At 39.8% G+C, this 22,570-nt stretch carries 19 protein-coding genes; 8 read left to right on the top strand and 11 right to left on the bottom strand.

The genetic code is table 11. From position 1 onward, the window contains the following. Positions 1-18: 18 nt before the first annotated feature. Positions 19-1,113, top strand: a complete 1,095-nt coding sequence (locus tag P2E05_RS06730; RefSeq protein WP_154622935.1) for a fatty acid desaturase family protein — start codon at positions 19-21, stop codon at positions 1,111-1,113. Between the two features lie 19 nt (positions 1,114-1,132). Here the strand turns inward: P2E05_RS06730 and P2E05_RS06725 are convergent, their stop codons facing one another. Then, positions 1,133-2,026, bottom strand: coding sequence for a hypothetical protein (locus P2E05_RS06725; protein ID WP_276123064.1), 894 nt, complete (start codon positions 2,024-2,026; stop codon positions 1,133-1,135). Between the two features lie 399 nt (positions 2,027-2,425). Here P2E05_RS06725 and P2E05_RS06720 point away from each other — a divergent pair, with 399 nt between their 5' ends. Beyond that, a complete protein-coding gene (locus P2E05_RS06720) occupies positions 2,426-3,370 on the top strand; it encodes an ATP-grasp fold amidoligase family protein (protein ID WP_154623621.1) in 945 nt (314 codons plus the stop codon). Positions 3,371-3,430: 60 nt separating this feature from the next. Here the strand turns inward: P2E05_RS06720 and P2E05_RS06715 are convergent, their stop codons facing one another. Next, the gene (locus P2E05_RS06715; protein WP_154623622.1) at positions 3,431-4,573 is read right to left on the bottom strand and encodes an MFS transporter; all 1,143 of its coding nucleotides are present in this window, start codon (positions 4,571-4,573) and stop codon (positions 3,431-3,433) included. Positions 4,574-5,225: 652 nt separating this feature from the next. Beyond that, positions 5,226-6,818 (bottom strand): propionate catabolism operon regulatory protein PrpR, encoded by a 1,593-nt coding sequence (prpR, locus tag P2E05_RS06710; RefSeq protein ID WP_272578150.1) that lies wholly within the window; start codon positions 6,816-6,818, stop codon positions 5,226-5,228. A gap of 253 nt (positions 6,819-7,071) precedes the next feature. Between prpR and prpB the strand changes: the two genes are divergently transcribed. The 3 genes from prpB to P2E05_RS06695 are packed head-to-tail and all read left to right on the top strand — an operon-like array spanning position 7,072 to position 10,629. Then, a complete protein-coding gene (prpB, locus tag P2E05_RS06705; RefSeq protein WP_154624144.1) occupies positions 7,072-7,956 on the top strand; it encodes a methylisocitrate lyase in 885 nt (294 codons plus the stop codon). A 46-nt stretch (positions 7,957-8,002) separates the two neighbouring features. After that, the gene (prpC, locus tag P2E05_RS06700) at positions 8,003-9,166 is read left to right on the top strand and encodes a bifunctional 2-methylcitrate synthase/citrate synthase (protein ID WP_272657567.1); all 1,164 of its coding nucleotides are present in this window, start codon (positions 8,003-8,005) and stop codon (positions 9,164-9,166) included. Positions 9,167-9,180: 14 nt separating this feature from the next. After that, positions 9,181-10,629 carry a bifunctional 2-methylcitrate dehydratase/aconitate hydratase gene (locus tag P2E05_RS06695; RefSeq protein WP_269723802.1) on the top strand — a complete coding sequence of 483 codons (1,449 nt, stop codon included), beginning with the start codon at positions 9,181-9,183 and terminating at the stop codon, positions 10,627-10,629. Between the two features lie 369 nt (positions 10,630-10,998). On the opposite strand, the gene P2E05_RS06690 is transcribed toward P2E05_RS06695, so the two are convergent. The 7 genes from P2E05_RS06690 to P2E05_RS06660 all read right to left on the bottom strand — a co-directional run bounded on the left by P2E05_RS06690 (position 10,999) and on the right by P2E05_RS06660 (position 19,645). Next, positions 10,999-12,630, bottom strand: coding sequence for a sodium/sugar symporter (locus P2E05_RS06690; protein WP_154624147.1), 1,632 nt, complete (start codon positions 12,628-12,630; stop codon positions 10,999-11,001). A gap of 242 nt (positions 12,631-12,872) precedes the next feature. Beyond that, positions 12,873-13,877 (bottom strand): substrate-binding domain-containing protein, encoded by a 1,005-nt coding sequence (locus tag P2E05_RS06685; RefSeq protein WP_154624148.1) that lies wholly within the window; start codon positions 13,875-13,877, stop codon positions 12,873-12,875. A gap of 149 nt (positions 13,878-14,026) precedes the next feature. Then, entirely contained in the window at positions 14,027-15,067 is a 1,041-nt protein-coding gene (gene galM, locus P2E05_RS06680) for a galactose-1-epimerase (protein WP_196713350.1), read from the bottom strand. Between the two features lies 1 nt (position 15,068). Beyond that, a complete protein-coding gene (gene galK / locus P2E05_RS06675) occupies positions 15,069-16,244 on the bottom strand; it encodes a galactokinase (protein WP_420794210.1) in 1,176 nt (391 codons plus the stop codon). A gap of 67 nt (positions 16,245-16,311) precedes the next feature. Beyond that, complete coding sequence (locus tag P2E05_RS06670; protein WP_163860982.1) at positions 16,312-17,364, bottom strand: UDP-glucose--hexose-1-phosphate uridylyltransferase; 1,053 nt, start codon at positions 17,362-17,364, stop codon at positions 16,312-16,314. 23 nt (positions 17,365-17,387) lie between these two features. After that, positions 17,388-18,413, bottom strand: a complete 1,026-nt coding sequence (gene galE / locus P2E05_RS06665) for a UDP-glucose 4-epimerase GalE (protein ID WP_276123063.1) — start codon at positions 18,411-18,413, stop codon at positions 17,388-17,390. A 302-nt stretch (positions 18,414-18,715) separates the two neighbouring features. Further along, complete coding sequence (locus P2E05_RS06660; protein ID WP_276123062.1) at positions 18,716-19,645, bottom strand: cation diffusion facilitator family transporter; 930 nt, start codon at positions 19,643-19,645, stop codon at positions 18,716-18,718. Between the two features lie 297 nt (positions 19,646-19,942). Between P2E05_RS06660 and P2E05_RS06655 the strand changes: the two genes are divergently transcribed. Continuing rightward, the gene (locus tag P2E05_RS06655) at positions 19,943-20,380 is read left to right on the top strand and encodes a universal stress protein (protein ID WP_154624154.1); all 438 of its coding nucleotides are present in this window, start codon (positions 19,943-19,945) and stop codon (positions 20,378-20,380) included. Between the two features lie 60 nt (positions 20,381-20,440). On the opposite strand, the gene eco is transcribed toward P2E05_RS06655, so the two are convergent. Continuing rightward, complete coding sequence (eco, locus tag P2E05_RS06650; RefSeq protein WP_154624155.1) at positions 20,441-20,917, bottom strand: serine protease inhibitor ecotin; 477 nt, start codon at positions 20,915-20,917, stop codon at positions 20,441-20,443. 269 nt (positions 20,918-21,186) lie between these two features. On the opposite strand from eco, the gene P2E05_RS06645 reads away from it, so the two are divergent. Both P2E05_RS06645 and P2E05_RS06640 read left to right on the top strand, forming a co-directional pair. After that, a complete protein-coding gene (locus P2E05_RS06645; protein WP_154635748.1) occupies positions 21,187-21,405 on the top strand; it encodes a DUF465 domain-containing protein in 219 nt (72 codons plus the stop codon). Positions 21,406-21,638: 233 nt separating this feature from the next. Next, complete coding sequence (locus tag P2E05_RS06640; RefSeq protein ID WP_276123061.1) at positions 21,639-21,998, top strand: nitrous oxide-stimulated promoter family protein; 360 nt, start codon at positions 21,639-21,641, stop codon at positions 21,996-21,998. Positions 21,999-22,570 lie beyond the last annotated feature (572 nt).

Genomic DNA, 22,570 nt, shown 5'->3' with positions numbered 1-22,570 from the left:
TTTTAGCTATGTGAGATTATGGATACACCATTGAGTGAATTGCACTTTAAAAATAATGATGAGCAACGTTTTCATCTTGCATTAAAACAGGCTAGTAATGAATATCTAAAATGTAAAAATGACCATGTTTACGCTAGCTCAATGGATATCTGCTTAGTTCTCGGTATGTTTGCGATTGCCATTATCTGTTATATTCCCACGCTATTGACGTATTCAACGTTTGTCTATGTTATTGCCTATATCTGTTTTGTGTTGTTAATCATGTTATTAAATGTCCTTGGACAACATGATGCCTGCCATAATACGCTGTTTAAAACACCATGGCTCAATCGTATTTTTGGTCGTCTAGTTACCTTACCTCTGGGACTTGAACCTGAATTTTGGCGTGCGAGACATGTCTATTTTCATCATCGCTATGCCAATATTGAGCATTATGATTTAGATACGGAAGAAAATGGTATTTTTCGACAAACGCCTTTTCAAAAATGGCGCCCAGTCATGAAATACCAATACCTGTATTGGCCACTCATTGCTTCATTCTCTCTAACTTGGATTGCATTCGTTTTTGATTGGTCTGATCGGACAGGGAAAACCCCGCTAAAATCACGTGGAATTTTAACAGGCTGGTCAGGTTGGCTATTATTTTTTACTAGCAAACTTGCTCATCTATTATTAATGCTAGGATTACCCTTATTCATTGCCCATCATAATGGTATTAGTGTGATGACCATTTTGCTCACCTATCTAGTAAGCCAGATGATTGCTTCTTTATTTGTTGTCTATTTGCTGTTAGGCACACATTGGGCAGAAACTGCCTTTTTTGAGGCACCTGATAATCAGCAGATGCCTCACGGCTGGTATCAACATAATTTTATTACTGCGTGTGATTGGCTCCCCTCCCCTAAATACTTATGGCGTTTAACTGGGGGATTAAATTACCACCTCACTCATCATCTCTTTCCTGGTTGGCATCATCGGCATTACCCTGCACTTGCAGCAATTATCGAAAAACTTGCAAAACAACATAATATGCCGTATCGCTGTATTAGCTATCGACAATTGCTGAGCGCTCAAATTCGTTTTCTACGCCAGATGGGGAAAGAGCCACAATAATAAAACGGTCTAAAATAGGTTAACCTGCATACTGAGTGATGCCAGTATAACCTTTACCTTGGTATATTTTATCGACATCCCCTGTCGCTAATGCCACTTTATAAACGCCACCAAGCAGATCTGCAACATACATTAATTGTGCTTCTTTATCATGTGTTAAACCTATTGCTTCATTAAAGCCTCGACAAATAACGCGATAATGAGTTAGCCCATTGCTGGTAATGTCAGCACGGTTTAAACTATTACCCCTTGGTTCACCGCCTCTGTCGGTCCAATAAAGGACATTCGCTTGTTGATCAAGTAATAGATCAATAGGCTCAGGAAGATCACCGAGCAATAATTCAATATCTTTTCTCGACGATGGCTGATAATGGCTAGCGGGATGTAAAGGCGCCCTAAATAAACGACCAACCCCACCCTTTGCCGTTCCCTTTTGGGTCCAGTAAAGCCAGTTATTCGGAGCATCAACGGCAATTCCCACACATTGGTCAAGTATATCGACTTTGTTTAGGCTATTTCGAGGTCGCTCAATATGAACGTGTAAATCTGTTCCGTCAATGTTACATGAGCTAACTTTTCCGCCTTCTCGGTCACACCAATATAAACGCTGAGTTTGTTGATCGAGTTGGAGTTGTTTTGGCGTTCGTACAAGCCCATTTCCTACCAACATTTTTCTTTCTGTGGCATCAAAACTCATGACATTTATAGAACCATCATCGGCGTCATAGTTATCCCCCATATTGCTCCAATAAATTAACCTTTTTATAGGGTCAACAGCGATACCATCCGGTGTACCGCCAAGGCCTTCAATTAGTGTATCAATTTGGGCTGTTGATTTGTGAAGCTGAATAATTGCGGGATTGATAACATCCAATAGTAATAAATAAGGTTGAGAGAGCTCGCTAGGTTTCACATTAATACCTCATCATGTATTTAATTAACGTCATACTACAAATATAGTTAGCCAATTGATAATTAGCTAACTAATGATTAGAAATATAATGTGCTTTTAGGTACCTAGCGAAGATCGTATGTTGCGAGAATGTATTCTTAACGTTAATTTATTGACTATAAAATATAATGACTACTTTTGATATCAGTCTAGGCCAAAATAAGATTAACTAGCCCAATTCGTTATTACTTATTTTATTTAGCTTAAGTGTTTCTTAAGAAACTGTTCATCACTAGGTTAATTAAGATAACAATGCCTCTATATTTAATATCTATTTATGTTTGTAGAAATATAATTACCAAACAATTTCAGATTGTAACAATTTATTATAAATAACATTAAGAATGGTTGGCGACTCATATGAAAAAAGTCGAATATTCACTCAAAAAACTGCGCACATTAGTGATCAGCGATAGGCTCTATCTATCTAATAAATTTAGAAAAAAACTTAACTATACGCCTAATTTCAATAATCCTAAAAGCTTTAATGAAAAAGTAAACTATAGGATGTTATATGATAGGAATCCGTTATATACACAACTGGCAGACAAGCTAGCGGTGAGAGAATATGTCTCTCGAAAAATTGGTGAGCAATATTTAGTCCCCATTTTGGCCACTTATGATGACGTTAATGCAATCGATATTGATAAGTTACCAGAGCGTTTTGTATTAAAGTGTAATCATGATAGTGGTAGTAGTATTATTTGTGTGGATAAAAAGCGTTTTGATCTCCAAAAAGCAAAAGATAAGCTTTCATTCCATCTTATAAAAAATTTGTACTACATTACTCGTGAACGGCATTATAAAGATATTCAAGCTCAAATAATTTGTGAATCATATATCGACCTATTTACAAACAAAAATAGGAAGCTTGTACCTGAAACTTGTCGTATTCACTGCTTTGCAGGGAAACCGACCTTTGTTGAAATCGACTATACCGATGAATTTGGAAATGAGTTCATCAATATTTATGATACCGAATGGCAACTACAACCTTTCACGTTTGGTTATCCAAACATGTTAGAACCTGTTGCTGAACCAGCGTTGTTTCAAGATATGTTAAGGCTAGCTCAGCGACTTGTCAGCCCGTTTGATTATTGCCGCGCCGATTTTTTAATGTCTGAAGAGACATTATATTTTAGTGAACTGACTTTTGCGCCCAATGCTGGACGTACAGAAATTCAGCCGTTGTCATGGGATTTTAGATTGGGAGAGATGTGGCAACAAAAAATTATTGGTGCGACTGGTAACATAGAGGCTGAGGGAGCATTAGCCACAGGTACTTTTAGTCATAAGAAAAAATAACTGATTTAGTTAAAAAAACCGTGTTCACTCAATGAGTAACACGGTTTTTTTATATCATCGCTAATTCGCTAATACCCCAGCTTTACGGCGTACACTTGCAATCAACATATAAATGGTTGTGACGGTTAAAACAATAAAGAAGAAGTTCACTAATCCATTATGTTGTTCTAAGAAAGTACCTGCTACTAGCGGCCCGACAGCAGAGCCTACGCTATAGCTAAATAACATGACTTGAGTTGCAGCAACAATGTAAGAAGAATCCAAGTTATCGCAAGCTAGCGTAATCGCAATGGGGTACAAGGCGAATGAAGACATGCCTAACAACGCCAATGCCACTATCATTACCAGATAATCACTAGAGACATAAATGATCCCCATCGCGAATACCCCTAATAATGAGGCCATCGCTAACAGAAGCGTTTTACTCATGATCACAGAAAGCTTGCTCACCACGGGCTGAATTAACATGCCACCTAAAATAATCGATGCCATTAATACGCCCACTTGTTGGGTAGTAAATGGACCATTTTTGAGTGATAACGGCATTAATCCATAAATTGTGCCCATCAAAATACCTGACGTCATGCAACCGATAATGGCAGGCTTGCTCAGACGAGTTATTTTTTTCAATGACAGTTTTTGATGGGAGTCGCAAGCAGGTTGCCCTTGACGAAATAACAAGGGAGGTAAAACCGCCAACAATAATAACCCTAGAACCACCATAAAAGGATAGGCACCATGAGTACCAATCACCCCGATGGCTAATTGCCCTAATGTGGTTCCGCCATACAGGGACGTCATATAAAAACTCAGTCGTTTAGCTCTTTCTTTAGGGCTATCACCGATAAGCAACCATGATTCGACAACCACGAAAATCCCTGCAACAGCAATCCCTGCAACCACACGGTTTGGTAGCCAAGCCGCAATGCTTGGAGTCCAAGGTAAGATAACTACCGTTGCCGCAAGCAGTAATAAAAAGGCAATAAATGAAAGACGATGGCCAATTTTAGCAATAATAGGCTCAATCATCATTGAACCTATTAATAATCCAATATAATAGGCACTCGCTAACCACCCCGCATAACTGGTATCAATATTGAATCCACCCATTGATAATGGGATTAAACTCATCAGGTAACCCGATGCGATGGCAAAAATAGTCAAGCCAGCGACAGGAACGAAAGTACTGTCTTGTTTGCGCATTAATGTAGAGGCCTGTTTCACGACCTACTCTCCCACTGACAAAATAAATAATGACTCGTCATATTTCAAATTGCAGCATGCCTGACTTTGCGATTAGGACTAGAGGCATAGTGGAGTATGCGCCTAGTAACACATTCACGGGTCACTTAGCTGTATTTAAAAATTTTTAGAGTATCTGCGCTGCATTCATCGGGGGGCCACGCGGCAATATTGAGTACCTAAAAAGCACTCAGTCCGGCGACTACTGCAGGTGTTAAAATAAAATGATAAGACTAATTTGGCGGCAATATAGAACTTTACTCAGTTAAATTAAAATGAGAAAAACTAATGCTCACTAGCAAAAATATTTATGTGAGAAAAATCACGTTTTTTTGCGACTTGATTTTTACGCCTACCAGGTTAGATAACAAATAAATACCATTAAAAACAATAGGTTGAAAAAACCTCATTCCATTGTAACCAATGCCGCATTGTTGGTTAATTTTAAACCGCATCACGTTAATTTATTTAGTGGAACAACCATTAAAAAATATTTTCTTACAATATTGTGCTGCACTATTTACTTGATAAAGTCACTTACTAGTATGAATCATCTATTTTATTCATTTTTTGAATTGAAAATCTTATTTATCTTTAATTAATTTCATTTTAATTAAAGAGAGCTATTTTCTTGTTTTAATCGACGCCACAATGTTGTGCGACTAATCCCTAAATAGCGTGCTACGGCTTGCCTATCCCCATTAAAATAATCCATGACTTCAGGTAGCGTCTCTCCTATCGGTTGATTTTCGACTAAATCATTCCTCTCGGTTTTACGCTCAGGTGATAAATTCATGAGCATTTTTTGGGTAATGCCTTTATCGGGGTAAGCACTGCAATATAATGCAACCCGTTCCATCAAATTACGTAATTCTCGAACATTGCCAGGCCATAAATATTGGCTAAAAAACTCACGACAACTAAATAGCTGTTGTACTCTAAAAGCAGGCAATGACTGCTGTAACCCAGCGAAAGCCAGTTTGAGCAATCTTTCTGCTAACATGTAAATGTCCTCTCCTCGTTCGTGTAGCGAAGGTACCTTCATACGCAATACGCCCAAACGATAAAATAGATCGGCTCTAAAACGGCCCTCTTTTACCCAGTTATCAAGGTCACAATGTGTTGCACAAATGACGCGGACATTCACCTGCAAGGGGCGATAGCCACCAATTCTGACGACGGTCATCTCTTCCAAAACCCTGAGTAATCGCGTCTGTAAGGCCAATGGCATCTCACCGATTTCATCTAAAAATAGCGTTCCTCCATTTGCCATTTCAAACAATCCCGCACGTCCACCACGTCGTGATCCAGTAAATGCCCCCTCTTCATAACCAAACAGTTCCGCTTCTAATAAATTTTCAGGAATGGCGCCACAATTGACTGCGACAAATGGAATCGGAGATTTATTCCTTTTATGTTGATTAAATAGTCGATATTCATGATGAATAGCCTGAGCGACCATCTCTTTACCTGTTCCGCTTTCTCCTTGGATCAATACGGTCGCTTCTGACTTCGCATATAGCATAATATCTTGGCGAACGCGCTCCATTAGCGGTGAAGCACCAATTAAGTCGTTAATCGTGTGCCGTACTTTGGTTGTATTTTCAGATTGATAACCTGTTGGTATGGTTTTTTGGTCATAGGAGATACGACTTAATTCTATTGCATCATAAAATGCTTGGCGTATCGTTTCGGTTGAATAGATAAAGATCCCCGTCATTTCTAATTCTTGAGCGAGATCCATAATTAACCCAGCGCCAACAACGACATTAATTCCCATCGCTTTCAACGCTTTTAATTGTGCACGCGCATCTTCTGCGGTGATATAGCTACGTTGTTCAATGCGCAAACCAAAATTTCGCTGAAATTCATCCAGTGATGGAATGATTTTTTGATAATTAATAATGCCAACTTTATGGCTAATTTCACGAGCCTTAGCTAAGGCTTGCATCACATCGAAACCACTCACTTTAACAATAATGACTGGCACCGATACATGGCTTTTTAAGTAAGCACCATTTGAACCCGCACTGATTATTGCATCACAATGACCTGTTTTTAATCGTTCACGCACCTCTTCAGCGGCCTGCTCAAACCCCATATTCAGCGGTGTAATATCCGCCTGTGCACTGAATTCAGGGCTAATATCACGAAAAAGTGTGAATAATCGCGAAACAGAAACTGTCCAAATAATCGGTTTTTGCATACTGTTAGCCCTAAAAGTCTTATGATGTTTCGATAACGTTTCATTTAACACTAGCATTGTTTCAATGAAACATCACAGCCTCTTGTTCAAGAATTCAAAAGTCAGTCACAAACCTCATCTATTTCACATCACATTGATTTCAAATAGATAAAATAATTATTACACCTATATTAGATTTTGGCATGGCACTTGCTATACATAAAATAACAAACACAGATACATTTTGTTAGCAATTTGATAACGTGAGGTTTCTATGCCATCAATACCCGCAGGCCAAGCTTTTCGTCATGCATTAAGTAGTGAAACACCTTTACAACTCGTCGGGACTATCAATGCCAACCATGCTTTATTAGCTCAACGAGCAGGTTATAAAGCGATTTATCTTTCTGGTGGAGGGGTTGCAGCAGGCTCTTTAGGGATGCCAGACCTCGGTATATCGACCTTAGACGACGTCCTGATTGATATTCGACGCATTACAGATGTTTGTGATTTGCCTTTAATGGTTGATGCTGATATTGGGTTTGGCCCTTCTGCATTTAATGTCGCACGCACCGTGAAATCAATATATAAAGCAGGAGCCGCTGGCTTACACTTAGAAGATCAGGTTGGCGCTAAACGTTGTGGACATCGACCGAATAAAGAGATCGTTTCTACGCAAGAAATGGTTGATCGTATTAAAGCCGCGGTTGATGCTCGTGTTGATGATAGTTTTGTGATCATGGCACGTACAGATGCGCTTGCCGTCGAAGGATTAGAAGCCGCATTAGAAAGAGCTCATGCTTATATTGAAGCCGGCGCAGATATGCTATTCCCTGAAGCAATTACTGAATTAAATATGTACCAACAGTTTGTCGATCATACTCAAGTTCCTGTGCTTGCTAATCTGACTGAATTTGGTCAAACCCCTCTTTTCACACTTGATGAATTACGCAGTGTCGGTATTGCAATCGCCCTGTACCCACTCTCTGCTTTTCGTGCCATGAATAAAGCGGCTGAACAGGTTTACACCACATTACGTCAAGAAGGCACTCAAAAAAGTGTTATCCCATTGATGCAAACCCGCGATGAACTTTATCAGAGCATTAATTATTACGATTATGAACAAAAATTAGACGCACTTTTCTCACAACAAAAATAATCGCTCCAATAAAAAAAGTTGTGCGACACCGACAGAGGATAATCCGATGAATGAACAACTTAATACGACTGGAACATCACAATTTAAACCTAAAAAATCCGTGGCGCTTTCTGGTATTGCCGCTGGTAATACTGCACTCTGTACTGTTGGTAAAAACGGTAATGATTTGCACTATCGAGGGTATGATATTCACGACCTCGCGACACAATGTGAATTTGAAGAAGTCGCCTATTTGCTTATTCATGAAAAATTACCGACAAGCTCGAAGTTAACCGCATATAAAGAAAAACTCAAAGCGTTAAGAGGACTTCCTGCTAGTGTCAAACAGACCTTGGAGTCCATTCCGGCCAACGCACATCCAATGGATGTCATGCGTACCGGTGTTTCAGTCATGGGTTGTGTATTACCTGAAAAAGAAGCACATACATTAGCAGGTGCAAAAGACATTGCAGACAGGTTACTTGCCTCTCTTGGTTCCATGTTGCTCTATTGGTATCACTTCAGCCATCATGGTCGTCGTATTGAAACAGAAACCGATGATGATTCAATCGGCGCGCATTTCTTGCACTTATTACACGGTAAAAAACCGCCCGCTCAATGGGAGCGTTTCATGCATATTGCTTCCATTCTCTATGCTGAGCATGAATTTAATGCATCCACTTTTGCAGCAAGAGTAATAGCAGGAACTGGCACCGATTTTTATTCCGCGATTACCGGGGCCATTGCCGCATTGCGAGGCCCTAAACATGGTGGGGCAAATGAGGTTTCATTAGAAATTCAGCAGCGTTATTCCTCTATTGAAGAAGCAGAACAAGATATCATCGCTCGCCTTGCAAGGTCGGAAGTGGTGATTGGTTTTGGTCATCCTGTTTATACGCTTGCGGACCCACGCCACCCTATTATTAAGTCCGTGGCGCTACAACTATCCGAACAGAATTTAAATCGCCAACTCTATGATATTGCCCATCATTTAGAGTTAGTGATGAAGCGAGAAAAAAACATGTTCCCCAACTTAGATTGGTTTTCAGCCGTAACCTATCATTTAATGGGGATCCCTACCGCGATGTTTACCCCCCTGTTTGTAATGGCGCGCACCGCTGGATGGTCTGCCCACATTATCGAACAGCGCCAAGATAATAAAATTATCCGACCTTCTGCTAATTATATTGGTCCAGAAAATAAATTATTTACTCGTATGGAACAACGTTAATAAGGATGACATTCATGACAACTGCTCTTTCAACTCAACAAGAATTCGATAAAGTGATCAGTGATATCGTTGATTATGTTACTGAATATCCAATTACTTCTGAGCTTGCCTATGAAACCGCTTATTATTGTTTTTTAGATACACTCGGTTGTGGCATGGAATCTCTCGAATATCCGGCTTGTAAAAAATTACTCGGTCCTATTGTTCCCGGTACTCTCGTACCTAATGGCGCTAAAGTTCCAGGAACGCAATTTCAGCTAGACCCTGTTCAAGCGGCTTTTAATATTGGCGCGATGATCCGTTGGCTAGATTTTAATGACACATGGCTTGCTGCTGAATGGGGGCATCCTTCTGATAATCTCGGTGGTATTTTAGCGGTTGCTGATTGGTTATCACGAGAAGCTATCGCAAAAGGTAAAGCCCCTTTAACCATTAAGCATGTATTAACGGCGATGATTAAGGCCCATGAAATACAAGGATGCATTGCCTTAGAAAATGCGTTCAATAAAGTCGGGCTTGACCATGTCATCTTAGTGAAAGTGGCTTCTACTGCTGTTGTCGCTCACATGCTAGGACTCAATCGCGAAGAAATCCTGAATGCGGTATCTCTTGCTTGGATTGATGGTCATAGTTTACGTACCTATCGTCACGCACCGAACACGGGTTCACGCAAATCTTGGGCGGCTGGAGATGCAACATCTCGCGCAGTGCGTTTAGCTTTAATGGCACAAAAAGGTGAAATGGGCTACCCCAGTGCATTAACCGCCAAAACATGGGGGTTCTATGATGTGTTGTTTAATGGGCAAGCTTTCCGTTTTCAACGCACTTACGGCTCCTATGTCATGGAAAACGTGCTATTCAAAATCGCTTTCCCTGCTGAATTCCATGCACAAACCGCTGTAGAGGCAGCATTACAACTGCACGATAAACTGAAATCACTCGGAAAAAGTGCAGAGGATATTGAGAGTGTATCAATACGCACCCATGAGGCATGTATACGTATTATCGATAAGCAAGGTCCGCTGAATAATCCAGCTGATCGTGATCATTGTATTCAATATATGGTCGCAGTCCCGCTGATTTTTGGACGTTTAACTGCTGCTGATTATGAAGACAATATTGCTCATGATCCACGCATCGATACCTTGCGTAGCAAAATAGTTTGCCGTGAAGAACCTAGCTTCACTCAAGACTATCATGACCCTGATAAACGCTCTATCGCGAATGGATTAACGATCAAACTGAAAGATGGACAAGTCTTTGATGAGTTGTTAATCGAATACCCTGTTGGTCATAAACGCCGCCGTCAAGAAGGGATCCCTTTGCTATTAAAGAAATATCGCACTAATTTGGCTCGTCAATTTCCTGAAACTCAGCAATTACGCATTCTTGCTGCTTCATTAGATAAACCGCTATTAGAAGCGATGCCCGTCAATGAGTTTATGGACTTATTTGTTATTTAATCATGAAGTTTAAGTATGGGAGCATTAGCGCCCATACGCCCATATTTGATGAATAGCGCCTTGCTATTCATCAATTCCTGTTTTAGATAAAAATTAAATAGAGTGTGTTGTCATTCAAGAATGAAAACATGGCTTTCATCAAGCTAGATACTGGGTTATCAAGTAAAACAGGGGACATTCGTCCCCTGAGGTGGTTGACAACGCGGGATAAAAGCGTGGTTTTTCCCGCGTTGTATTATCAGCCGAAAATCAATAATTTGATTTTCCTCGTTTATTTTCAAAACCTATTCGACTTTCCGCCAAACATACTCGGTTTGTCAGCCGTCTGAGGGGACATTCGTCCCCTGTTGATTGTTTCAATCTATTCACTTACCAAAACAGTGCATACAGAACACACAAGATAATGAAGATTGCATAAGAGGCGATATTGAAACCCGCGGAGGTTTTAAAGGTTTCAGATGTCAAAATAATGGCGCCTTGGCTATCATCTTCTTTTGACGTGGTTAAACTAATTAAACCAATGACAACGGCTGTAAAGAAGAAGGTATACATCATTTGATCAAGGAATGGCATTCCTAATGGCATTAATTTTAAGAATAAAGCAAATGGAATGGAGAGCAGTACACCGATAATGGCCCCTTTTGCATTCGTTTTTTTCCAGAATAAACCCAGCAAGAATACAGCTAAAATTCCAGGGCTTACTAATCCAGTATATTCTTGAATATATTGGAAAGCTTGACCAATATTACCCAGTAATGGAGCAATAAAGCAGGCAATAATTAATGCTACTACAGCACTAACTCGACCCACATTCACTAATTTATGATCACTTGTTGAAGGTGCGATATATTCTTTATATATATCCATGGTGAAAATCGTAGCCACTGAGTTCAGCATAGAAGCTAATGATGACACGATCGCTGCTGCCAATGCGGCAAAAACAATGCCTTTAGCGCCTACAGGTAAGAATTGCGTTAACCAAGGATAAGCTTTATCTGCCTGAGCAAGTGTTGGAATATGTTCCTGCGCCATGGTACCTAAACCAGCTAGCAGTTGTGGGTCAGTCACAATCACATACGCCGCAATCCCAGGTACAACAACCAGAATAGGCACAATAAGTTTTAAGAAAGCGGCAAAGACGAGGCCTTTTTGCGCTTCATTGATCGATTTCGCCGCTAAAGCACGTTGAATAATATATTGGTTAAAACCCCAATAATACAAGTTAGCAATCCATAGGCCACCAATCAGCACAGCGATACCCGGTAAATTACTGAACTGAGGGTTATCTTGACTTAAGATCATTTCAAAGTGTTGAGGTGCTTCACTCACCATGCGGCTCATTCCCGCAGAGAGCCCACCGTCTCCACCAATATAACTGACCGCCATTATTGCCGTGAGTAAGCCACCGAGGATCAGGAAGAATACCTGTACAACGTCAGTCCACGCGACTGCCGATAGGCCACCATATAAAGAGTAAGCAACCGCAAACAATGCCAAACCAAAAATAGCGTAAGACATTGGGATACCTAGGATAGTTTGTAAAGCTAACGACCCTAAATATAATACTGACGTTAGGTTAACAAACACGAATAATGCGAGCCAAAATACCGCTAAAATCGTTTTTAGTGTGCGGTTGAAACGCTTTTCAACAAATTCAGGAATGGTAAAAATGCCTTTATCGATAAAAATAGGCATAAAGTATTTAGCAACAATAATTAATGTTAGTGCCGCCATCCATTCATAAGACGCGATCGCTAATCCAATAGAAAATCCTGAGCCAGACATGCCAATAAACTGCTCAGCAGAAATATTTGCCGCAATGAGTGAAGAGCCGATGGCCCACCAAGGTAACGTTTTGCCCGCTAGAAAATAGTCTTTAGTCCCCTTTTTCTCACCTTTTTTATTCCGAGAAACCCATAAACCCACTGATATGATGATAAGTACATACAGGATAAATACCCCGTAATCTAATGTACTTAAGCCAACACCTTCTGTATGCATGATCAATTCCCTCACCAAAATGATTCGCAATCAGTGTAAACGTTACCATTAAAAATCACTGTTAGATTAATCACATATTTTCACAATAAATTAATTTCGGTGATCAATCGTGAAATAAGTGGCTATTTATGCGTATATTAAATACGCTAACCATCGCTGAAATATCATTTTTTTGAAAAATTCAAAAAAAATCATAATATAAAAAAGGATACCATCATAAAGTGATGATAACGTTTACATTGCTATGATTTTAATGGACGTACAGAATTACGCTGTACTAATGTTGGAGAGTAGATCAAACCACCCGTATCTATCTTTTCATTACGAGCGAGTGCCAACGCTAACTCCGTCGCACGCTCAGCCATCATTTGGATAGGATAACGGATCGTTGTTAAACGAGGATGGATATAACGCGCGATCAATACATCATCAAAACCGATGACTGATACTTGTTCAGGGGAAGAGATATCATTTTCATCGAGGACTGCGATAGCGCCTGCGGCCATAAAATCGTTATACCCCACAACCGCGGTTATCTCTAATGATTTCATTAATAAATTCGTCATCGCTTGTTCTCCACCTTCCCCATAAGGCATACCATATTCAATATAACTTTCAGGAAGTGAGATAGCGTGTTTTTTCAGCGCATCACAATAACCAAGCAACCGCTGCTCAGCATCTTCAATTTTATGATTTGATGAAATATAAGCGATTTTTGTATGGCCTTGGCGGATAAGATGTTCGGTTGCTAGGTAAGCACCTTTATAATTATTCAGTGAAACACAGCGGTCAGCAATCGCCTCAATACGTCGGTTGATCAGGACTAAACTCGGCACTTCATCAGCAAATTTAATTAACTCTTCATCTGATAAGGCTTTTGAATGAATGATCAGTGCATCGCAGCGATTATTAATTAATAATTCTATTGATTGACGTTCTTCTTGGGCAGTGTGGTAACCATTACAAATCAGAATATGCTTACCATTTTTATGGGCGACCGCATCAACAGCCTTCACCATGGTACCAAAAAAGGGGTCTGAAACATCATTGACCAACACGCCAATCGTATTTGAACTTTGGCTCACTAATGCACGGGCTGCGGCATTAGGCCGATAACCAAGCTTAGACATGGCACTTTTCACCGCAGCAATTGAAGTTTTACTCGCCTTAGGTGATTGATTAATCACTCTGGAGACTGTCGCTACCGACACTCCCGCTTCTTTCGCCACGTCTTTTATTGTTGCCATTTTTTACCCCTAAGTTCAGTTGGTTTCATTAAACAATGAATTAGTAGAAAAAACAATGGGGTATGTCTTAGAACCTGATAATGTCATGGAACCAATATATCAACTCTATGACTCATCACGAAAAACGCCGCATTAAAGCGGCGTTAAGCTTAAAAAATGAATTGATAACTCGTTTGTTGTTCGTATTGTTGGTTCGGTTGTGAAATTCCCCTGTATTCATCGCCCCATTCGGGATGATTAACCGCATCCGGAAGAAACTGGGTCTCAAAAGCCACGCCAGAGAACGGGGTATAATGACGTGATTTCCCTGGTACCGAAATTAAATAGTTTCCAGTATAAAACTGCATTGATGGCATCGTTGTTGCTATATCCATCCGAACGTCACCATCAGGTGCAAAGAATGAAGCGACGGTTTGCTCACCATCAATCAAGTCAGTTGAAAGGATCATCGTATGGTCATATCCCCCCGCTGCTTTTTGATCCGCATCTTGTAAAAAGTCATAACCAATGCGTTTTTTGCGACGAAAATCAAAAAAAGTCTCCGTAACATCCCGCCATTCTCCTGTTGGGACACCACGCTCATCCGTAGGCAGATAGTGAGTCGCTGATAATTGTAAGTCGTGCTCAAGCGCGGTTCTTACGGAATCCTCACCGGCCAAGTTAAAATAAGCATGATTTGTCAGATTGACAGGGCACAATTCATTCACTTGAGTGCGGTAATGAATGATCACTTTGTTTTCATCTGTTAATACATAACGTACTTCCACCTGGAGTTCACCCGGAAATCCCTGATCACCTGCCGCAGAAGTTAATGAGAATATTGCCTCTTGTGGATCTAATTGTGTGACTTTCCAAACCCGATAACTAAAATTATCCACACCACCATGTAAACAATTTTCGCCTTGATTTTTTGTCACTTGATATTCACGACCCGCTAAATTAAAACGGCCATTTGCGATACGATTTGCTACCCGACCAACCGTTGCCCCCAAATAAACCCCCTGATCCATCTGGGCAGCCATGTTTGGTGAGCCAAGTAAAACATCGCGCTTACCCGTTGGCAGTGGTAAGATGCAACTGATCCAACTTGCCCCCAAAGTCGACAATAAAATTTTCATGCCATGACGGTTGGTGAGTGCAATGACTTTCGATGCACGGGCAACATACCTTTGGTCTTTTGATAACTGCACTTTATTCTCCCAACGATAATGCATTCGTTATCAGCCCAGCGCCATCGCTTGGCTGGCAAACATAGATATCCGCTTGTAGCCCTGTCATGGCGTGATAGTGTGTTTCAACAGCCTGAATAACAGATTCAACCAATTGTTGTTTCATCAGTGCCACAACACATCCGCCAAATCCCCCTCCAGTCATTCGGACACCCCCCTGTTCACTAAGAACGGCTTTCACAATATCAACTAACGTATCAATCTCTTTGACGGTGATTTCAAAATCATCACGCATAGAAATGTGTGACTGTTCCATTAATGTACTGAGTAGAGGCAGATTATTTTCTGTTAAGGCTTTTGCGGCTGCAAGTGTTCTATCATTTTCACTAATAACATGTTTGGCTCGTTTGGCCACCAGAGGCTCCAGCTCCCCTTGTTTTTGATTAAATTGCGCCATGGTGACATCACGTAATGCTTTAACACCAAATTGTTTAGCGGCGCTTTCACACTGCTGGCGTCGGGTATTATACTCACTATCAACCAAACCGCGCTGTTTATTTGAATTGATAATCATGACCACAAGGTCATCAGGTATCGGAATAGGCGCCAATGCTAAGCTGCGGCAATCAATGAGTAGAGCATGCCCCTCATCACCACAAGCAGAAATGAGTTGATCCATGATCCCACAATTGCAACCTACAAATTTATTTTCTGCTTGCTGCCCATTCAATGCAATATCTTGTTGGCTGATCTTGAGCTGATATAGCACCTTCAATGTTTGTCCTATCACCACTTCCAGTGAAGCAGAAGAACTAAGCCCTGCACCTTGCGGCACATTACCACTCACCGCAATGTCACAGCCTGAAAACTGGTAACCTCTGAGAAGTAAAAACTTAACCACGCCACGAATATAGTTTGCCCACATTTTTTCAGGTAAGAATTGAATCTCTTCATCGAGACTAAATTCATCGATATCATTCGCATAATCAGCGGCAACCACTCGAATGATGCGGTCATGACGTTTTTTAGCGGCCGTTATCGTTTGATAATCAATTGCACAAGGCAATACAAAACCATCATTATAATCTGTATGTTCACCAATTATGTTCACTCGACCCGGTGCTTGTACGTACACCTCTGGTTGAGAATCAAATTTTTGGTGGAAGGCGTCGGTGACTTTTTGGCGAAGAATTTCAATGCTACTCATAGCAACCTCTTGATAATAATTAAACTATTTTGATACGTCACTGTGTTTTTTCGAATATTCACTGCTGTTTATAGTGAACTTCACTGACAGCACGTAACCTTTCAGCTGCTTGTTCTGGCGTTAAGTCACGCTGAGTTTCTGCTAGCATTTCATACCCAACCATAAATTTTTTGACTGTCGCCGAACGTAAAAGAGGTGGATAAAACAATGCATGCAACTGCCAATGATCCCTGTTTTGATCATCACTCAAGAAAGGCGCAAAATGCCATCCCATTGAATAGGGAAATGCACATTGGAATAAATTATCATAGCGACATGTGAGCTTTTTCAATGCAATACTGAGGTCTTCTCGTACTTCAAGACTCATCTCGTTCATACGCCTAATATGCGTTTTCGGCATTAGCATTGTTTCAAATGGCCAAGCCGCCCAGTAAGGAACAACAGCAAGCCAATGCGCTGTTTCAACAACCGTTCTTGACCCCTCTTGCAATTCGGCTTGCGCATAATCCAATAATAAATTACTGCCTTGCTGCTGATAATAACGCTGTAACTGGGCATCTTTACGAGCAATTTCATTGGGTAAAAAATCACTTGCCCAGATTTGTCCATGTGGGTGAGGCTGAGAACACCCCATTATTTCACCTTTATTTTCAAAAATTTGCACCCACACAAAGCGTTGACTCAGCTCGTCAACTTGTTGTATCCAAGTGTCAATCACTCGACCGATTTGTTGCGTGGATAACTCCGGTAAAGTTTTACTATGATCAGGCGAAAAACAAATGACGCGGCTCAAACCGCTAACTGACTGTGTTTTAAATAACGCAGATTGCTCTTCCGGCTGCTGGCATGCTTCGGGCAATAAGGCGGAGTAGTCATTCTGAAAAACATACGTACCTTGGTAGTCTGGGTTGATATCCCCAGAGATCCGTTGGTTAGTTGGACATAAAAAACAACTCGCTTCATATTCAGGTAATTGTTTTATTTCTGGCTTTTCATCTTGCCCGTGCCAAGGACGCTTAGCTCGATGTGGGGAAACTAACACCCACTGCCCCGTTAATGGGTTATAACGTCTGTGGGGGCAATCTGACGGATTAAATGGAAGCTTATTCATCGTAATTATTCTCCTATCCTCTATTATGATTCATAACCATTAGGGTTATTGGATTGCCAACGCCATGAATCTATAGCCATATCATCAATCGTACGACACGCTTTCCATCCGAGTTCACGTTGCGCTTTTTCAGATGTTGACCAGTACTCAGCAATATCGCCCGCCCTTCTAGGAACGATGGTATAAGGGATTTTCCTTCCTACCGCTTTCTCAAATGCATGCAGCACTTCCAACACACTGCTTCCTTTTCCCGTTCCAAGATTATAAATATGTAATCCCGCCTTCTGGCTGACCACTTTCAGAGCAGCAACATGCCCATCCGCTAAATCCATAACATGGATATAATCACGGACCCCTGTTCCATCAATGGTAGGGTAATCGTTTCCATAAATAGACAGTTTGTCACGTCGTCCCACCGCAACTTGCGCAATATAAGGGGTTAAATTATTAGGGATACCTTGAGGATCCTCCCCCATAGAACCTGAAGGATGAGCCCCCACAGGATTGAAATAACGTAATAATGTGACAGACCAATTAGGTTGAGCCGTAAACAAATCTGACAAGCAACGTTCAACCATATATTTACTCGTGCCATAAGGGCTTTGCGTATTGCCCGTTGGAAATGCTTCAGTAATAGGCACAGTATCGGGTTCACCGTATACCGTTGCTGAGGAGCTGAAAATAATACTGTGTACGCCTGCACGCTGCATACAACGGGCAAGTACTAACGTTCCATTCACATTCACGTCATAATATTCAAGTGGCTTAGCGACAGATTCACCAACGGCTTTCAAACCTGCAAAATGGATAACCGCACTGATTTTATGTTCACGAAAAATAGCCTCTAACAACACTTCATCACGGACATCCCCTTGATAAAAAATAGGTCGTACTGCTGTTAGTTTTTCTATCCGGTTTAATACTTCTGTTTTTGCATTGCACAGGTTATCAATAATCACCGGTGTGAACCCTGCGAGGATCATTTGGACGCACGTATGACTACCGATGTATCCCATCCCCCCAGTGACAAGCACTTTTGTAGGCTGCATAGCTTACCCCTTGATTCATTTAAGGATATAAAAATTCATTGCACAGAGTATAACAATGGGCTACCCCACTAATCTGTGATCTGACTCGCGATAGTGTAAACGTTTACACAAATAGAGGCAATAACGCTGAATAAGCGGTCAATCGGCAAAAATAAGTTGCATGAGGCGTAACAGGGAATAGTAAGACTTGGTATGTCGGCAAGAAAAAAGATTAGTGTGCAAATACAAATAACTAAATGCTGGTTGTAATAAGAAGCCAGAAAGTCTTATTTTCTGGCTATACGTGGATTATGGGTAATGAATTAATGAATGCACTCTTTGTCATAGGGATCTAAGTGAGTCATTACATTAAGAATTTGTGGATTTTCCATTAGCTTATCACGGACGTTTACCGCAATTTCATGACCTGCAATGATCGATAAATTCCCATCGACTTCCAAATGCACATCGACTAAATAAAAATCCCCCGACTTACGCGTTTTTAAATCGTGGAAGCCTTTGATTTCATCAATACCATCAAGAACGGTACGGATCTCTTGTAATGTTTCTTCATCGGCACCTTTATCCATCAAATCTTGCATTGACTGATATGTAAATTTATAACCCATACGAAAAACAAAAGTCCCGACGATCAATGCAGCGATAGGGTCAAAAATTTTAAAGCCACATAAACTACCTATGATCCCGATAGCCACAACTAACGATGAGGCGGCGTCAGAGCGTGCATGCCAAGCATTCGCAACCAACATACTCGAGTTAACTTGATTCGCCACTCGTAACATATAGCGAAAGAGGCTTTCTTTGGCGATTAATGATACCAATGCAGCCACTAATGCAATTGTATGCACCTCTTGAATCAACTCTGGATTAAGCATTTTTTGTGTTGCCGACCAAATCATGCCAACACCAACAATTAATAAAATCACACCTAAAATCAAAGATGCTCCATTTTCGTAACGAAAATGTCCGTAGGGATGATCGTCATCAGGCTGCTTATGGCTTTTTTTGTTGGCAATTAAAACAACAAAATCCGCAACCAAATCAGATAATGTATGAATACCATCTGCAATTAAACCTTGTGAATGAGAAATGAAACCAATAATAATTTGCCACAACGAAAGCAGCATATTAACGATCACACTAATCAATGTGCTCTTTTTAGCAGCATGAAATTTTTGTTGTTGGAGTGTTAACTCATTGTCTGTTGTATCTGATTGCGTACGCTTATTCATAATCTATATTCTTAATGAAAAACAAAACAATTATCATTTAAATGAACTTTTAAATCAATATGTTACCTAATAGCATCACTCATATTGACACAAGAAACAAGAAAAGTCTTGTTATTTAATTATCGCTTATTCTGTTAATTAATAATCATCACTTTCTATAAAATAATATTAATTTGAATAGCTAAAAAAGACGTTTTTCTATTTAAATCCAATGTAATTAACAAAAGGCAACTCACTTATACTATATTAACGGCTAGCTGCTATAATAGCGCCAATTAACATACGAATGAGGTGGTTATGTATAATAAAATTTTAGTCCCTATCGACCTACTAGAAGATTCGCTTAATCCACAAATCATCAAACATATTGAAGAGCTATCAAAATTAGGTTCCCCTGAAATCCACTTCTTATCAGTGATCCCAAGCGCTGAACTATTTTTTGGTATTGAAGTGACTATTCTGCCTGAAAGTCATAAAAACTCAGCGGAGCGTTCTATTCTCGCACTCAGAGCGTTAGAAGAAGTGATCAAGGACATCAATATCCCTGATGACAAAATGGTATGTAAAATTGGCATTGGTTCAGCCAAAGATGAAATACTCAGTTATGCCGATGATATCGAAGCTAACTTAATTGTAATAGGTTCCCATCGACCAAGTGCCTCAACCTATTTACTTGGTTCGACCGCATCTACGCTTGTTCGCCATGCCAAGACATCGGTACTGGTCATTAGATAAACGCTAAGAAAAAGTGCCACATATCATCATGTGGCACTGATAAGACAAAATGACGACAAATTATTTTTTGCTCGAATCAAGTAACTGATCGTCAGTTGACCAAATACGGTATTTCACATCCATCTCTTTTGGTGCATAAACCACAATAGGTAGTTTACTGTTATAACGAACAAAAGCATCATCACCAAGTTGTGTTGTTACAAAACGCTCTTTCGCTGGCTCTGAACACGCCATCATCGTTCCAGCTGGCCCTTTTACATCTTCTAACTTGTAATAGTTATATCCCCAGCCTTCTAAGGTTTTTTCTTCTAAATCGCCCATAAACCATTGGCGATTACAGTCAGCCTTAATCGTCTTACCGATAACTAATTCGACTTGCAAGTTATCTTCATTAGGTTTTGTAGGCAGTTGTATCACATGACGAGTCATGCCCTTTTCCGCTTTAGGATAAGGTGCGATCTTTTCCAACTCCCCTGTTGCCATTGCGCAAGAAGACACTAATGCTGCTGCCATTACAGATAAAATCGCTTTTTTCATTATAAAATCCTATTAAAAATAACAAAGCTAACTGAAAATACATATCATGCATCTAGAATAAGTTAAAAAGTCTAACTTTCCTACTCTGGATGATTCTTAATTTTAAAAATACGAAAATATAACTATCTCAATAAAGTTAATCATAGCTAATTTTAGTGGAATGATCATAAATTTGATAAAAACTATGTAAATTCCTATTTGTTATAATGCATAAATAATAGACGATGCTTATACTGAGTGTGAGGCTTAATACATTCTGAGGAGGTAGTATGTTATCTACAGATCAAGATTTAGTTTCAAAGTTAATATCTACACACCCCCGCTTTCAAAACCTTTATGAAAAACATCATCAGCTTGATAAAGAAATCAGCAAATTAGAAGGCCCGTCCGGTGCTGGTTATAACGAGCATGTTGTGAAACTCAAAAAAGAAAAATTACATTTAAAAGACGAAATGCAAAAAATAATGCAATCCGTCAATAAGGTCTAAATCGCAATCGGCTAGGTCATAGCAGGAGACGTTTGGCTTATCACGCCACATTGTTGTGTTTAATTTTGTAAGTCATCTAATCTCACTGATAGACCTACTCAATAAATTTTAATTTTATTATGGCATAAGTATCAACTTATGCCATTTACGTGACTTGCGTTTATCTTTACTTTCTATTAAATGCAATAAGTTGTATATTAAATGCAATTTATTGCATAAATTGAGGTGATTCAATGGTCGGTAAACGTATTCAAAGAGAAATTAAAACTATTGAAAAAATGATCCAAATATATGAAAAGGCGCATCCCGCCTCCGCAGACTCACCAGAGCAATATCAAAAATTATATGATTATGCAATTAATCGCCTTGAAAAATGCCGTTATGGAGAACACAAACCCGCCTGTAAACAGTGCCCAATACATTGCTATCAGCCTAAAATGCGTGAACAAATGAAACTGATTATGCGGTGGTCAGGGCCAAAAATGCTCTTTCATCATCCTATATTAGCAATACGCCATTTATTAGATGACAGAAAACCAGTCCCCGAACTTCCTGCAAAAAAACCAAGAAGGTCGTCAGATACAAATAATTAACAACAAGACGACTTATGTCTTGATTAAAAATATTCCATCATGAAAATTCTATTGATATAGCCTATTTCTGATGCATAGAAAGATTGTTAATTAATAGTAAAAACTCTTTCATCTACAGTTAAAACCGTCGATATTAATTTATCACTGTACCTCTGTGAACTTTTACCAGTCCTCCCCTCACTTTACATCGCGTTTTCCTGCATCTTATATGACGAAATGTATTTATCTTAAATCCCATCGTGACGTTTTTCTAAAAATTAATACCCTTTGGTAACTAATAATTAAAATGCATGTTTATATGTTCACTCAAAATGCTCATTCGCAAAAATACTGGGGTTAAATGAGATTATTGTCTCAATAATAGGAATTGTCTTACGACTTTAATATATATAACTAATCGTCACGATAATTATATTTGATTAGTGACGTAGTTAACAATTCCTATCATTAATTTTATTAATCAGTCATATGTTTACCGAGGTAAATGACAGTAAAATATATAACTAAATTTCTTCTTCACACACTGAAAACGGTAAGTAACCCTAACTAGATCAATAAACAATGAAATTGAG

The organism is Providencia stuartii, assembly GCF_029277985.1.
GTDB lineage: Bacteria > Pseudomonadota > Gammaproteobacteria > Enterobacterales > Enterobacteriaceae > Providencia > Providencia zhejiangensis.
The sequence above is the reverse complement of the archived record's forward strand: the minus strand, read 5'-3'. Positions and strand labels throughout refer to the sequence as shown.

What these genes read in the sequence shown, in the direction of transcription:
- P2E05_RS06730 (WP_154622935.1), top strand. Translation starts at nt 19, where the DNA reads ATGGATACACCATTGAGTGAATTGCACTTTAAAAATAATGATGAGCAA.
- P2E05_RS06720 (WP_154623621.1), top strand. Translation starts at nt 2,426, where the DNA reads ATGAAAAAAGTCGAATATTCACTCAAAAAACTGCGCACATTAGTGATC.
- P2E05_RS06715 (WP_154623622.1), bottom strand. Translation starts at nt 4,573, where the DNA reads ATGCGCAAACAAGACAGTACTTTCGTTCCTGTCGCTGGCTTGACTATT.
- prpR (WP_272578150.1), bottom strand. Translation starts at nt 6,818, where the DNA reads ATGCAAAAACCGATTATTTGGACAGTTTCTGTTTCGCGATTATTCACA.
- prpB (WP_154624144.1), top strand. Translation starts at nt 7,072, where the DNA reads ATGCCATCAATACCCGCAGGCCAAGCTTTTCGTCATGCATTAAGTAGT.
- prpC (WP_272657567.1), top strand. Translation starts at nt 8,003, where the DNA reads ATGAATGAACAACTTAATACGACTGGAACATCACAATTTAAACCTAAA.
- P2E05_RS06695 (WP_269723802.1), top strand. Translation starts at nt 9,181, where the DNA reads ATGACAACTGCTCTTTCAACTCAACAAGAATTCGATAAAGTGATCAGT.
- P2E05_RS06690 (WP_154624147.1), bottom strand. Translation starts at nt 12,630, where the DNA reads ATGCATACAGAAGGTGTTGGCTTAAGTACATTAGATTACGGGGTATTT.
- P2E05_RS06685 (WP_154624148.1), bottom strand. Translation starts at nt 13,877, where the DNA reads ATGGCAACAATAAAAGACGTGGCGAAAGAAGCGGGAGTGTCGGTAGCG.
- P2E05_RS06670 (WP_163860982.1), bottom strand. Translation starts at nt 17,364, where the DNA reads ATGAATAAGCTTCCATTTAATCCGTCAGATTGCCCCCACAGACGTTAT.
- galE (WP_276123063.1), bottom strand. Translation starts at nt 18,413, where the DNA reads ATGCAGCCTACAAAAGTGCTTGTCACTGGGGGGATGGGATACATCGGT.
- P2E05_RS06660 (WP_276123062.1), bottom strand. Translation starts at nt 19,645, where the DNA reads ATGAATAAGCGTACGCAATCAGATACAACAGACAATGAGTTAACACTC.
- P2E05_RS06655 (WP_154624154.1), top strand. Translation starts at nt 19,943, where the DNA reads ATGTATAATAAAATTTTAGTCCCTATCGACCTACTAGAAGATTCGCTT.
- eco (WP_154624155.1), bottom strand. Translation starts at nt 20,917, where the DNA reads ATGAAAAAAGCGATTTTATCTGTAATGGCAGCAGCATTAGTGTCTTCT.
- P2E05_RS06645 (WP_154635748.1), top strand. Translation starts at nt 21,187, where the DNA reads ATGTTATCTACAGATCAAGATTTAGTTTCAAAGTTAATATCTACACAC.
- P2E05_RS06640 (WP_276123061.1), top strand. Translation starts at nt 21,639, where the DNA reads ATGGTCGGTAAACGTATTCAAAGAGAAATTAAAACTATTGAAAAAATG.